The 13,629-nt window shown below is 37.6% G+C and carries 12 protein-coding genes; 11 read left to right on the top strand and 1 reads right to left on the bottom strand.

The genetic code is table 11. The annotated features are described in order from the left end of the window. Positions 1 to 11: 11 nt before the first annotated feature. The 10 genes from MHB39_RS15400 (at position 12) to recO (ending at position 9,606) form a co-directional block, all read left to right on the top strand. A complete protein-coding gene (locus MHB39_RS15400) occupies positions 12 to 260 on the top strand; it encodes a hypothetical protein (RefSeq protein ID WP_016994100.1) in 249 nt (82 codons plus the stop codon). 1 nt (position 261) lies between these two features. Next, positions 262 to 1,374 (top strand): sporulation protein YqfD, encoded by a 1,113-nt coding sequence (locus MHB39_RS15395; RefSeq protein WP_016994098.1) that lies wholly within the window; start codon positions 262 to 264, stop codon positions 1,372 to 1,374. A gap of 2 nt (positions 1,375 to 1,376) precedes the next feature. Next, on the top strand, positions 1,377 to 2,333 hold the full coding sequence (locus MHB39_RS15390; protein WP_016994096.1) for a PhoH family protein: 957 nt from the start codon (positions 1,377 to 1,379) through the stop codon (positions 2,331 to 2,333). A 512-nt stretch (positions 2,334 to 2,845) separates the two neighbouring features. After that, positions 2,846 to 4,966, top strand: coding sequence for an HD family phosphohydrolase (locus tag MHB39_RS15385; protein WP_036076233.1), 2,121 nt, complete (start codon positions 2,846 to 2,848; stop codon positions 4,964 to 4,966). Between the two features lie 8 nt (positions 4,967 to 4,974). Beyond that, on the top strand, positions 4,975 to 5,448 hold the full coding sequence (ybeY, locus tag MHB39_RS15380) for an rRNA maturation RNase YbeY (protein ID WP_342544445.1): 474 nt from the start codon (positions 4,975 to 4,977) through the stop codon (positions 5,446 to 5,448). Continuing rightward, on the top strand, positions 5,449 to 5,799 hold the full coding sequence (locus MHB39_RS15375) for a diacylglycerol kinase family protein (RefSeq protein ID WP_016993544.1): 351 nt from the start codon (positions 5,449 to 5,451) through the stop codon (positions 5,797 to 5,799). It abuts the gene before it with no gap. A gap of 59 nt (positions 5,800 to 5,858) precedes the next feature. Then, positions 5,859 to 6,272 carry a cytidine deaminase gene (locus MHB39_RS15370; RefSeq protein ID WP_016993543.1) on the top strand — a complete coding sequence of 138 codons (414 nt, stop codon included), beginning with the start codon at positions 5,859 to 5,861 and terminating at the stop codon, positions 6,270 to 6,272. Next, the gene (era, locus tag MHB39_RS15365) at positions 6,259 to 7,176 is read left to right on the top strand and encodes a GTPase Era (RefSeq protein WP_016993542.1); all 918 of its coding nucleotides are present in this window, start codon (positions 6,259 to 6,261) and stop codon (positions 7,174 to 7,176) included. The genes MHB39_RS15370 and era overlap by 14 nt, the downstream gene beginning before the upstream one ends. 348 nt (positions 7,177 to 7,524) lie before the next feature. Beyond that, positions 7,525 to 8,739, top strand: a complete 1,215-nt coding sequence (locus MHB39_RS15360) for an ISL3 family transposase (RefSeq protein ID WP_333007013.1) — start codon at positions 7,525 to 7,527, stop codon at positions 8,737 to 8,739. Positions 8,740 to 8,820: 81 nt separating this feature from the next. Then, on the top strand, positions 8,821 to 9,606 hold the full coding sequence (gene recO / locus MHB39_RS15355; protein WP_312126515.1) for a DNA repair protein RecO: 786 nt from the start codon (positions 8,821 to 8,823) through the stop codon (positions 9,604 to 9,606). Positions 9,607 to 9,630: 24 nt separating this feature from the next. Here recO and MHB39_RS15350 read toward each other — a convergent pair whose 3' ends face one another. Further along, positions 9,631 to 11,031, bottom strand: a complete 1,401-nt coding sequence (locus MHB39_RS15350) for an S-layer homology domain-containing protein (protein ID WP_342544438.1) — start codon at positions 11,029 to 11,031, stop codon at positions 9,631 to 9,633. Positions 11,032 to 11,869: 838 nt separating this feature from the next. Between MHB39_RS15350 and MHB39_RS15345 the strand changes: the two genes are divergently transcribed. Beyond that, entirely contained in the window at positions 11,870 to 13,588 is a 1,719-nt protein-coding gene (locus tag MHB39_RS15345; RefSeq protein ID WP_342544436.1) for an HD domain-containing phosphohydrolase, read from the top strand. The last annotated feature ends 41 nt before the right edge of the window (positions 13,589 to 13,629 follow it).

Raw genomic sequence — 13,629 nt, 5'->3', positions numbered from 1 at the left:
AGGCATTTTTTATGAAAAAATTATTTCAATTAACGCCACTACTTGAGTTGTTAGAATACGAATCATTAAAAATTATTGGACCTTACCGTTTTATTCATGCAGATGCGACGACCTGTTCGTTTGTCTATGCAGATTATCATATTACTGTCAATGCGGATTCAGTGACAATCAATGCGCTTAAAGAAGAAATGCTACATCTATCTGTTAACAATCTTCAGGAACTTCATATGAAAATGACAAAGAATATGGGTGTGAGCTAAAATGTGGAATAATCGGCCAATTATTATACGTATAAAGCGCCATGAAAATGTTCATCCTTTTATTCAAGCATTGCACGCTCAACATGTCCCATTAAAGCGTGTTGTCTTTCGTGAGCAGGAAGTTTCCTTTGAAACGACAATGCATTACCTACCAAAAATTCGCCGTGTACGAAGACGTTTTCGCTTAAAAATGGCTGTTTTTTATGCAGATGAGCTTCAAGTTTTTCGTGCACAAATTTGGACTCTATTGGGCTTAGCCTTCATGATTGCTATTCCAATCCTTTGTGCACAAGTCATATGGCGAGTGGACATTGAAGCCGCGACACCAGAACTGGAGGAGCGTTTAGGTAAGACCTTTCATGAAACCTTTCAACTAGAAACCCCTTTATCTCAAAAAAAGTTACCTTCTAATACGGTTATACGACAAAAGCTGTTAGAGCAACACCGAGAACTATCATGGGTTCATATTGATAAACACGGCGGACGAGTAATTTTGAGACCACAAGAATCACCGAAACAAACAGAGCAAACAACTGACAAATTAGCCTCCCATATTGTAGCAACGAAAAGTGGTGTCATTACCCACTTCAATATACAGCATGGTGAGCGAAAGATTTCAGTGAATGATACAGCCTATGAGGGTGACGTCCTCGTAAGTGGTGTATTAGAAAGTGGCACAGATCAAGTTTTTGTTGGGGCGAAAGGTGAGGTTTATGCAGATTATTGGCTTGAATGTTCATTTAAAATTCCAACAAAAATTACCGTGGAAACCTTGCAGCAAAAGCAATGGCGGGTGTTGATAAAGGGTATACATGAGGAAAAGGTGGATTATGTTCAAAAAAAGGATTTACCGAATTGGCTAGCCCCCTATGTTTCGATTGTGGAGGAGCAACAGACGAAAACCATGCAAGTGGAGTTGGATGAATCGAAAATTGAGACATTGCTTATTCCTTTATTGCATGAAAAAGTATTACGCTCGTTACCTGCAAAAACAATCATCAAGAAAGAAAACCTTTTACAGGCAAAGTGGGGGAATGGTACAGTTGAAGGGAAAGTTCTATTTTTAGTCAATGAAAACATTGCAAGTCCAATACAAGGCCTACAAGGAGAATGATTATGTCAGAACAGTTAACTGTATTACAGGTGGATAATCCAAACGAAGCGGTTATGCTACTCGGTATTTCCGATGCAAATATGAAATTAGTTGAAGAAGCACTTAATGTTCATATCATTACGCGTGGTGAACAAATTCAACTTGCGGGTGAAGAAAATGCTAAGGAACAGGCAACCTTTCTTCTGCATGCTTTATTGAAGGTCATTCGCAAAGGAATTAATATTGATCAACGTGATGTCACTACAGCTATTGAAATGACACAAAAAGGAACTATCGAATATTTTGCAGAACTATATGATGAAGAAATAGCACGCACGACGAAAGGAAAGTCTATTCGTGCAAAAACAATTGGTCAACGAGAATACATACAAGCAATCCGTCATAAAGACGTTGTTTTCGGTATTGGTCCAGCCGGTACTGGGAAAACGTATTTAGCGGTAGTTATGGCAACACAGGCACTTAAAAATGGCCATGTTAAGCGAATTATTTTAACTCGCCCTGCCGTTGAAGCTGGAGAGTCTCTAGGCTTCCTTCCAGGGGATTTAAAGGAAAAGGTCGATCCATATCTACGTCCTCTCTATGACGCTTTAAACGACATCTACGGCTCCGAACAAACACAGCGGCTAATTGAACGTGGAACGATTGAAATCGCCCCTTTAGCCTATATGCGTGGCCGTACATTAGATGATGCCTTTGTTATTTTAGATGAAGCACAAAATACCACTCATCAACAAATGAAAATGTTTCTAACACGTCTGGGCTTCGGCTCTAAAATGGTCATCACTGGTGATAAAACGCAAATCGACTTACCTAAAAATACAGAATCTGGCTTGATTGTAGCAGAGCGTACATTAAAGTATGTTAAATCCATCCATTTCCAAGTATTAGAACAAGGCGATGTCGTACGTCATCCAATCGTAGCCAAAATCATCCAAGCCTACGAAGAACAGCAACTTTAGAATTGCGTAGCAATTCTAAAGTCTGCCCCGAAAGCGAAGCGACAGGGGCAACGAGGTTTTAAAGTCTGCCCCGAAAGCGAAGCGACAGGGGCAACGAGGTTTTAAAGTCTGCCCCGAAAGCGAAGCGACAGGGGCAACGAGGTTTTAAAGTCTGCCCCGAAAGCGAAGCGACAGGGGCAACAAGGTTTTAAAGTCTTGCCCGAAAGCGAAGCGACAGGGGCAACAAGGTTTTAAAGTCTTGCCCGAAAGCGAAGCGACAGGGGCAACAAGGTTTTAAAGTATACTCTGAAAGCGAAGCGACAGGGGCAACAAGGTTTTAAAGTCTGCCCCGAAAGCAAGGGCAGACTTAAACATCCATATAGCTAAAACCTAAAGCACGAACTGAATCAAAATATGGAAAAAAATGTGACAGCTATGCGAAAAAGCATAGCTGTTTTTTGCTTTCTTATACATTTTTCGAGAAAAATGTATGTTGAATTGGTATGATAGTAGGTAGATAGAGGAGGTGCCAAATGGAGAAACAACTTCGAAAATTTACAGAGCTTATCGGTTTTCGCTACTTTCTTATCATCATTCTCATTTTAACAGGTGGCCTACAATTTGCATTCATGTATGGCAATGTTAAAGGAGTTACATATGATTTCAAACCATTACAGCTTGCGCCTGAAACCGTACGATCTACTAAAACGATCGAAGACACTTATAAAACACAGCTAGAGCGTGAAAAAGCTGCTAATGCAGTGGATTCGGTCTATCAATTTTCGGAGGATGTCGCCAAGCAAAGAGCAGCGATTGTAACATCATTATTTGATTATGTTTTAGAAGTGAAAAAGGATGTTGCAAATAGTAAGGAACCTATACCTATTGCAGATCAGGTTACACAGCTTCGCAAAAAATTTGAATCCATAGACGAAGACCAGATGCCGTTAATTTTTACAGATTCCCAGCTGGAAGGTCTGTTAGTGCAAAGTGAAGAAGATTTAACTAGAACAAGTACGCAATTATCCAAATTTGTAGAGGAATATTTACAAAAATCCATCCGACCAGAGAACGTCTTTGTTGCTCAAAATGATTTTGAGACAAAAATTCGTGGACAACGCGGATATCCCGATAAAATATTCAATACAGTCGTGTTAATAGGACGTACAAGCATTATAGAAAATGAAACAATTAATGAAGAACAAACAAAGATTCGAAAACAGCAGGCCAAAGAAAGTGTAGAGCCGACACGCATTTTACAAGGACAGATTATTGTTCAGGAAGGTCAAATTATTGACAATGAGGCCTTTAGACAATTAGAGCTATTGGGGATGGTTAGTAATAAGGCCTCCTTGAAGCCTATTGCAGGACTTATTATTTTAACGCTACTGCAAATGATGTTTATGTATATTTTATTTGAGCGTTGGGAGGCTAACGAACGAAAAAAACGTAATGCACTGTTAGTGACAGTGATTGTTTATAGCTTGTCTATTTTGCTAATGAAATTTATTAGCTTAATTTCTGGTGGCTTTGATGTGACGATTGCCTTTTTATTCCCGACAGCACTAGCTACGATGCTTGTACGATTGCTAGCAGATGAGCGAGCGGCTGTATTAATTACCGTTATGACGGCTGCTTCAGCAGGGGTTATTTTTCAAGAAGGCTATTCGTCTGTTATGCAAATGGAAATTACGCTGTATATCATATTCGGAGGGTTTGCCAGCTTATTCTTTTTGCGTAGTGTGGAAAAACGCTCACATATTTTACATGCGGTTGGTGTGATTTCCCTTGTAAACATGGCATTTATCGCGTTTTATTTGTTAATGACGCAATCATCCTATGGCCTACCAGAATTAGTATTTTACTTAATAGCAGCGATGTTATCTGCTTTGCTTTCAGGGGCATTAACGATGGGACTTTTACCATTCTTTGAATCGGCGTTTAGCTTGCTTTCGTCTTTACGTTTAATTGAGTTATCCAATCCCAACCATCCATTATTAAAAAAATTATTAATGGAAACTCCAGGGACATATCATCATAGTGTGATGGTAGCGAACTTAGCGGAAGCTGCCTGTGAAGAGATTGGTGCTGACGGTTTATTAGCACGTGTAGGTTGTTATTATCATGATATTGGTAAAACCAAACGACCGTCCTTTTTCATTGAAAATCAGATGTCGGGCATCAATCCGCACGATTCGTTACCACCTGAAACAAGTGCAGAGATTATTATCGCCCATACGACAGATGGTGCCAATATGTTAAAACGTTATAAAATGCCTCAAGAGATTATTGATATCGCTTTACAACATCATGGTACAAGTTTGTTAAAATTCTTCTTGTTTAAAGCAAAGGAAGAAGGAAAAAATATTGATGAGGCAAAGTTCCGATACCCAGGGCCCAAACCACAAACAAAAGAAGCAGCTGTTATAAGTGTTGCGGATAGTGTCGAGGCAGCAGTACGTTCTATGAAAGAGCCAAATGCAGAGAAAATTCAGAAGCTAGTACGAGCGATTATCGATGATCGTGTCCAAGATAATCAGTTTGATGAATGCGATATTTCAATAAAAGAGTTAAAATGTATAGAGAGAGTACTTTGCGAAACGTTGAATGGGATATTCCATTCACGTATTGAATATCCAAAGGCAGATAAGTAGGAGGATCTATGATTTTAACAATTGATTTTACGGATGAAACAAATGAAGTGGGAGCACAACATATCGAGCTTGTAGAAAAACTATTACAGCATGCTGCAAGTGTAGAAAACATTGAGCCAGAAACAGAGGTTTCGGTGACGTTTGTAACGAACGAGGCCATTCAAGATATTAATCGTGAATATCGTGGTAAGGATCAGCCAACAGATGTCATTTCCTTTGCACTAGAGGAGCTAGGGGAAGGGGAAATGGAAGTAACTTTTGAAGGAATGCCACGTATATTAGGTGATATTATTATTTCAACAGACCGTGCCAAAGAGCAGGCTGAGGAATATAATCACTCTTTTGAGCGAGAATTAGGCTTTTTAGCAGTACATGGTTTTTTACATTTACTTGGTTATGACCATATGAAGCCAGAAGAAGAGAAAGTGATGTTTGCAAAGCAAGATGAGATTCTCCAAACTTTTGGCTTAGGTCGAGACTAGATGGATTTGCGCAAATACTTGCGATCTTTTGGCTATGCGTTTGAAGGCATCATAACTGCAAGTAAAGAACAAAATTTAAAATCACATATAGTAAGTGCAATCATTGTGATACTGGCTGGTTATTTGACAGGTTTATCTCGTATGGAATGGTATATTGTGCTACTATTAATAGCACTAATGTTTGCGCTGGAAATGATGAATACAGCTATCGAGCGGGTAGTCGATTTAGCTTCCCCAGAGATACATCCACTTGCTAAGCAGGCAAAAGATATTGCAGCAGGTGCAGTGCTTGTATTTGCGCTATTCAGTGCTATAATCGGATTACTCATCTTTCTGCCAAAATGGTTTTAATGGAAATGAGTGTCTTCTAAATGAAAATAAACCATAAATGTGAGGGAGAATTAGTATAGATGACAATGGATATGCATGCATTATTAGAGGAATCAAAAAAGGCGCGTGAAAAAGCCTATGTTCCTTATTCAAAATTTAAAGTGGGGGCAGCTCTATTAACGAAAGATGGAGAAGTTATTCACGGCTGTAATATTGAAAATGCAGGCTATAGTATGACGAATTGTGCTGAGCGTACAGCGTTTTTTAAGGCAGTATCGGAGGGAATTTACGATTTCGAAGCCATTGCCATTGTAGCTGATACGGACGGGCCCTGCGCCCCATGTGGAGCATGTCGTCAGGTCATGATGGAGTTTTGTGCTCCAACTATGCCTGTCTATTTAACGAACTTAAAAGGTGATGTGACGGTAACGTCAGTAGGCGAATTACTACCGTTTGCATTTACGACGGAGGATTTAGAGAATGCAGGAAACTAAAAATGGCTATAAATCAGGCTTTATCTCCATTATTGGTCGTCCAAACGTTGGCAAATCGACATTTTTAAATCGTGTCATTGGCCAAAAAATTGCGATCATGAGTGATAAGCCGCAAACAACACGAAATAAAGTACAGGGCGTACTGACAACAGATGATAGCCAAATGATTTTTATTGATACACCAGGGATTCACAAGCCAAAACATAAACTAGGCGATTTCATGCTGAAGGTTTCTAAAAACACATTGCGTGAAGTGGACGTTATTATGTTTATGGTCAATGCTGAGCAAAAACTCGGTAAAGGTGATGAATTTATTCTAGAAATGCTAGCAGGAAATCCAACACCTGTCTTTTTAGTCATCAATAAAATTGATGCCATTCATCCAGATGAACTAATAGGCATTATTGAGAGCTATAAAGAGCGCTATGATTTTGCTGAGATAGTACCAATTTCGGCTCTACAAGGTAATAATGTAGAAAATTTATTAGTGACATTAGAAAAGTACTTACCAGAAGGACCACAGTATTACCCAGCAGATCAAGTGACAGACCATCCTGAACGATTTATTATATCAGAACTTATTCGTGAAAAAGTCCTGCATTTAACACGTGAGGAAATTCCTCATTCGATCGCAGTGGTAATTGATAAAATTCGTCGTGATGAAGAAAATGAGGATAAAATCCATGTAGCGGCAACCATTATTGTAGAGCGTGATTCTCAAAAAGGGATTGTTATTGGGAAACGTGGAGCCTTACTAAAGGAAGTAGGGACACGTGCGCGAAAGGATATCGAAATGCTATTAGGTTCTAAAGTCTATTTAGAGCTATGGGTAAAGGTACAAAAGGATTGGCGCAATAAATCAACACATTTACGTGATTTCGGATTCCGTGATGATGAATATTAAGTTCTTTTCCTGATTTGTATCGAAAGCGAAGCGTCAGATACAGAAGACTCCCACTTATTCGGGAGATGAACATAAGTTTTTTCAGCAGGTGTTTAGTGCCTGGTGGATCAGGATATAGACGCCAGATTTTGAGGTGACGGTTTTAGGTTAGCTTCTTCTGTAAGCACAAAATCTGGCAGTATTTGATCGTTTTATTTTTGAGCTGTCCAAAATTATTTGGGCAGCTCTCTTTTCAGGTTCTATAATATTTTTTGGGGTATTTACACAATTACACGCATAAAAAAAGCACAGATTCACTGATTTATATATACTTGAATTGTCGAGAAACAAGTAATAGAAAGGTGAACTGTGCAAATGAATTTTAACATGAATATCCCAGGATTAAAAGATGTAGAGATTACGAAAGTAGAAGAAGTAGGCGATCGAATCGCATTGTATGTGCAATTGCCTAAGTGCACGCATCCATGTCCAGTTTGTGAAAAAAAAACATCGAAGGTTCACGATTACCGTATACAAAAGATCAATCATTTAAAATGGTTTGAACGTTTAACTATTCTTTTCTATAAACGTCGTCGTTATGTTTGTGATTGTGGAAAGCGTTTCTCTGAAAAATCCCCCTTCGTAGATAAATATCAACGTTACTCAAAGGAATGGAATCAAGTAGTGAGTATACGTGCTATTAAAGCTAAAACATTTAAAGAAGCTGCAGAAGTGCTAGGTACATCAACCACGACGGTTATTCGCCGTTTTAAAAAGGTAGCGAAAAAACAATTAGTAGAGGGTGTACGTTTACCAAAAGCAATTGCGATTGATGAGTATAAAGGCGATACAGATGCAGGTACGTATCAGTTAATCATTGCGAATGCGGAGACGCGCGAACCGATTGATATTTTACCGAATCGTAAAAAAGAAACCATAAAAAATTACCTAAGTCAGTATGGAGCAGATGTTGAGATAGTGGTCATGGATATGAATCCAAGTTTTAAAGCAGCTGTTCGTCAAGCGCTAGGTCGACCTGTTATTGTGGCAGACCGGTTTCATTTTAGCCGTTATATCTATTGGGCAATGGATGAAGTGCGCCGACAAGTACAAAAAGAATGGGACAAATACAATCGTACAAAGTGTAAACGTATGCGTCATGTATTGTATAAACGTGCATCTAAATTATCACCGAAACAACAGTGGTACTTACAGCGTTATACAGAAATGTCTGAAACATTAAAAGTAGCTCATGAATTAAAGGAAGCCTATTGTGAATGGTTTGATTGGGCAAAGACAAAAAATGATGTTGTAGAAGTGAAGAAGCGATTACTAGCTTTTTACCGTAAGGTAGAAGAGACAAAATTACCAGCTTTCTTAAAAGCCATTCAAACATTGAAGAACTGGCAAGTAGAAATCTTAAATAGCTTTAGTTTTGGTTATTCCAATGGCTTCTTGGAAGGCATTAATAATAAAACAAAAGTGATGAAACGGAATGCATATGGCTTTCAGCGTTTCGATCACTTTCGAGCAAAAATCTTATTAAATTTAAAGTATAAAGAAATCGGAGTTCATCTGGGTTAATGTGTTAAAAGATTACACCACCCCAACATTTGACTTAGAACCTCTTTTCATGGATAGTTCTTTTAAGAAAGGAGGGGGATTATGCTTCATAAATGGGAAGGTATTGTATTAAAGGTTCGCGCATATGGCGAATCCAATAAGATTGTTATTTTGCTTACGCGGGAAGCTGGCAAAGTGGCTACGATGGCTCGAGGGGCAAAAAAACCTTCTAGTAGATTGGCTTCCGTCACGCAACCCTTTACCTATGGCATGTTTATGGTTCAACATCATACGGGCATGGGAACTTTGCAACAGGGAGAACATTTGAATTCAATGCGCCATATTCGTGAGGATATTATGGCTACTGCTTATGCTAGCTACATTATGGAATTAGTGGAGCGAGTTGTGGAAGAAGGAAAGCCAGAGCCATTTGCGTTCGATGTTTTACTACATGCACTACAAGCAATTGAGGATGGCTATGATCCTGAAGCCATTACGCTATTTGTTGAATGGAAAATGTTGCCCTATACAGGTGTACAACCTATTTTACATGCCTGTGCTGCGTGTGGTGCTGTTGATGGGGAATTTGCATTTTCCTTTGCTCAAGGAGGATTCTTATGCCATCGTTGTTATCAGCATGACCCCTATATCATTCGCTTAACGCCAACACAGCTAAAACTTATAAGGATGTTCTACACTGTTCCTATCGACCAAATTGGAAAAATAGAGCTGAAAAAAGAAACAAAATATTTCATTAAAAAAATTATAACAACCATCTATGAAGAACAAACCGGTATTCGGTTTAAGACGAGAAAATTTATAGAGCAACTAGAACGTACCCCTGAACTGCAAATACGCTCGAAAGACAAAATGCCAGATGAATCATAATGTTCATCTGGCATTTCACGTTATTTAAAATTCATCCTCATCCTCTGTCACTAAAAAGGCCCACTGTCCAGCAATTTTTTTACTTTCAATATAAAGGTATGCTGTTTCATTGTCTTTACCTGTTAAATGGAGAATCGCTAGACCTTCAGCTTTTGGCGTAATATGTAGTTGCCCGTCAAGAATTGTCGCTTTTACAGGCACTGGCTCAAAACCAAAGCTTTCGAGTGCTACATGTGTTGGTTCGAAAGGTAATTCTTGCGCTGTCAGTATTAATTCATCTGTCAAATGATATAAATCAATGCTGCGAACAAAATCATAGGAATACACATCTGCGGCCATCTTTTGTTGTTGCGTCCCATCTGAAAATGTAACAATGTATTGTCCATTTTGCGAGATGGACAGTGTTTGATCTTGTTGATTAAAGTTATAGAAATTTGAAGCGAGTGGCTGTCCATTCGCGTTTTGAACCGTCACCTCTGTTGGCATGAATGGTAATTTGCTCTCAGACAAATCGAGTGGTAAATTTTCGATATAATCATCTTCTTTTACTTCTTCAAGTGTTACCTTCAGCTTACCATTTACATTTTTGACATGTACTAAATAAAAAATGTCAATAAAGTCCTCTGAATCATCAGTCAATCCAGTAATCACTAATTTACCCGTACCTTCTTTTATAGGGGTAATCGTGATAGACTCTGTCATATCTTCCTCTTCATTCCATGTGAAAATATCCTCTGCTGGCTCAAGACCACCATAAGAAGCAAAAATATAGTCCTGTTTAAATTGACTTGCATAGACGGTTGCATTGCCTAGCAACTTTTCAGCTCGTACAACAAAAGCAGCAAGCTGAGAGCGCTTTACATTGCTTTTTGGGCCGAAAGTCGTTGCAGATGTTCCTTTGGTAATCCCATTTGCAAACAATGCTTTAATATGAGGCTCAAATTCATTCCCCTTTTTAACATCTGTAAATGGTAATTGCGTGTTACTCGTACTTATTAATCCAAAGCCTTTCGCAATCATTTTAGACATTTGCTCGCGAGTGATATTTTGAGTAGGGTAGAAATAACCATTTGCACCATTAATAATGCCAGCATTTGCTAATGCTGCAATGGCTCCGTAGTTTTCATCGCCAGGTTTGATGTCTTTGAATTGGGGATTTTTTACGTGAACTGTATCTAACTTTAAAATACCTGCTAAAATCTTCGCAGCCTGTGTACGTGTAATAGGATTAGCGGGTTTAAATGTCCCATCCATATAGCCTGAAATAATGCCACGCTCTGCTAATTGAATAATAGCCTTACCTTCTTCATTGGTTGGGTTGATATCAGGAAAAAATGATGCTGCATGTGCGGGTGGTGCGATAATAATCGCACTTGTTGCTAAAGCAGAAGCCATAGCTAGTTGAAATAAACGTTGAGACTGCAATTAAATTCCTCCAAAAAGTACAATAGAAAATTTTATAGTATATATATTTCTGGTCAGACCTTCCTATGTATCAGTTCAAACTTCCGGACGAATGAATGTTAAAAGGTGATGTGTCTTTAGCCTGTCAATTATTCATTATTTAACAGCTAATACTAACTATAATAACTTATTTATACCAAAAAGATGGAACAACGCATAGAGGGAATTTCATCCATATCATGACTGTTCGGTAATCAATTATACCTTATGTAAAAAGGGGGAGCTAAAACTAATTAACTTGCATAGCGCAGAACTCGCTTCATTTTATCTTTTAAATAAAAAGAAATACCTTTGATTTTATAGGAGGATGCAACTAGATTACCTTTCTTTTTAATGAATAAATTTCAATTTTTACAAAATAAAATTTTTGCGTAAATTTAATTTTATTTGTTATTTTTCCGTCTTTAAATGAATAATATGAAGTCTTATTTATCTATATTTTTATTTATCTATATATTTATAAGTATTTTAATAGGTAAAAAGATTTGTATTTTTGTTTAGTTTTCATTATATAAGTGGTAGAAACTGTTCATTCGAGACCCATATACTAGTTGAAAAGGCATTTTAACCTATGATATTGTAAATGGTATAGATAATGGTAATTATATTTTTTAAATATAATTAAGTCGTTTAATCTCCATCGAAACTGATGTACGCTAGATCACTTTAGACATGCCTATGAAATATAAAAGCCTCTATCAGCAAAACGTATTGTTATACGTTTATCAGAATAGCGCAGTCCTATGGAAGAAGGAGGGAGTCACATAGTGCTTAGTACATTGCGTATGTGGCAAAATATATGCTACGAAAAGTAACCTTAAGTATTCATGAAGTTGAAGCAAATGATATATTAGCAGAAGATATTTTTTCAGAGTATCGTTTATTGGCTAAAAAGGATTTAGTTTTAACGGAGCGAATTATTGCCTTACTTAAACTTCGTAAAGTAGATGAATTATCTGTCTATTTGCAATCTGATTCAGTTCGAGTTGTCCATGATTTAAGTGCTCAACGAACAAGAGAATATGAAGATCTATTTGCCCCATTAATTGAAAAAAGAGATCCTGTGGATGATTATAAAGAGACAGTTAGTCAGCTTTTTATGACAACGTTGGAGAATGTCGTGCACGAATTACGCTATGGACAAATTCTTAAAAGCATACAGGATACGGCTTATGTAAGAGGTGTTTTTGAAAAGATTTTGGAAAAAAAACATCGCTATGAGCTACTTATGCGTTTAAAGGAATGGGACGAGTATTCATTTGTCCATTCATTTGATGTGTTTGTATTAGGTACAATTTTTGCTAGATACCTAGGTTTAACAGATATTGAAACATTAGCTAGGGGCTACCTGTTCCATGATATCGGGAAGGTTTTTATACCCCAAGAAATATTAAATCTGAAACGCAAACTCTCTGAAGATGAGTTCGATATTGTAAAGACGCACACAACAAAAGGCTACGAGCTACTCATGGAACATAACGAGGAAGACATTGCCTATTTGGCACGAGATCATCATGAACGTTTTGCGGGAAAGGGCTATCCAAATCAACTTTGTGCGGATGATATGAGTGAGGGTGTACAATTATTACAAATTGTTGATGTATATTCAGCGATGACATCCAAGAGAGTCTATCATGTTGGCTATGGTGCTACAGATGCTTTAGCTGTCTTATACAGAGATCGACATTTATATAATGAGAGCTTTATGCATAAATTTGTAGAATGTTTAGGGATTTACCCAGTAAACTCTGTAGTTATGTTATCCGATAATCGCAGTGCACAAGTAGAACTTGTTTATGATTTATTTCCTACATTACCAAAAGTAAGGTTGTTAGATGAGCAGAAATCAATGAACTTACCTTTAAACTACAGTGTGAGAATTGCGAAAATGATCGACTATCGAGCTAATAGCTTTGAAGAGATTTTCAACTTATTTGTAGAGCAATTAATCCGCTGTGACGAAAATAATCTGAGAATTCATTTTAATAAATTAATTGACCATTTACATCCTAAAGAAATTGTCTTAAAAATTTTTCTGCCAGCCTTTCGTATTTTACGTTTACTAACAAGGGAAATCCAAACGGATATGACAAAGTATCGCAATTCTATTGGTATTTTAAAATCGCTACTAGAGGAGCAATTAAACGTTTTATATATGGATTATCAACATGAGCAAACGACCATATTAGTTGTGGAGACATCGCTACGTGAAAATTTCTTCATTAAGCTTGTTCAAAGTATTTTGTATATTGATAAAATTGTGCCATTCTTTATAAACCCAGGTGATGATCAACGTATTACACAATTGATGGAACATTGTGACGTTAATGTCGCTTACTTTATTGAAGATGAACTAACTTTTGACAAACGGGTTCGTCCAATGCGAGAAGGTACATTCCTTTATTACTCACTAGCGGATATTGAGGAGCTATTAGTGAGCTTAATAGGTTTGAGCATGAAAAAGTTTTCATTCGAGGAAAAAATGCAGGAGCGCTTATTTTCAACATTTAAAGCATAAGAAAGAGGGAGTTGCCTGCTGGCTACCCCCTCTTTTTTTAA

Source organism: Lysinibacillus sp. FSL K6-4013, assembly GCF_038630435.1.
Classification (GTDB): domain Bacteria; phylum Bacillota; class Bacilli; order Bacillales_A; family Planococcaceae; genus Lysinibacillus; species Lysinibacillus boronitolerans.
This window is presented reverse-complemented; position numbering and strand designations above follow the sequence as displayed.

What these genes read in the sequence shown, in the direction of transcription:
- MHB39_RS15345 (WP_342544436.1), top strand. Translation starts at nt 11,870, where the DNA reads ATGCTACGAAAAGTAACCTTAAGTATTCATGAAGTTGAAGCAAATGAT.
- MHB39_RS15400 (WP_016994100.1), top strand. Translation starts at nt 12, where the DNA reads ATGAAAAAATTATTTCAATTAACGCCACTACTTGAGTTGTTAGAATAC.
- MHB39_RS15370 (WP_016993543.1), top strand. Translation starts at nt 5,859, where the DNA reads ATGACAATGGATATGCATGCATTATTAGAGGAATCAAAAAAGGCGCGT.
- MHB39_RS15375 (WP_016993544.1), top strand. Translation starts at nt 5,449, where the DNA reads ATGGATTTGCGCAAATACTTGCGATCTTTTGGCTATGCGTTTGAAGGC.
- MHB39_RS15395 (WP_016994098.1), top strand. Translation starts at nt 262, where the DNA reads ATGTGGAATAATCGGCCAATTATTATACGTATAAAGCGCCATGAAAAT.
- recO (WP_312126515.1), top strand. Translation starts at nt 8,821, where the DNA reads ATGCTTCATAAATGGGAAGGTATTGTATTAAAGGTTCGCGCATATGGC.
- MHB39_RS15390 (WP_016994096.1), top strand. Translation starts at nt 1,377, where the DNA reads ATGTCAGAACAGTTAACTGTATTACAGGTGGATAATCCAAACGAAGCG.
- ybeY (WP_342544445.1), top strand. Translation starts at nt 4,975, where the DNA reads ATGATTTTAACAATTGATTTTACGGATGAAACAAATGAAGTGGGAGCA.
- era (WP_016993542.1), top strand. Translation starts at nt 6,259, where the DNA reads ATGCAGGAAACTAAAAATGGCTATAAATCAGGCTTTATCTCCATTATT.
- MHB39_RS15385 (WP_036076233.1), top strand. Translation starts at nt 2,846, where the DNA reads ATGGAGAAACAACTTCGAAAATTTACAGAGCTTATCGGTTTTCGCTAC.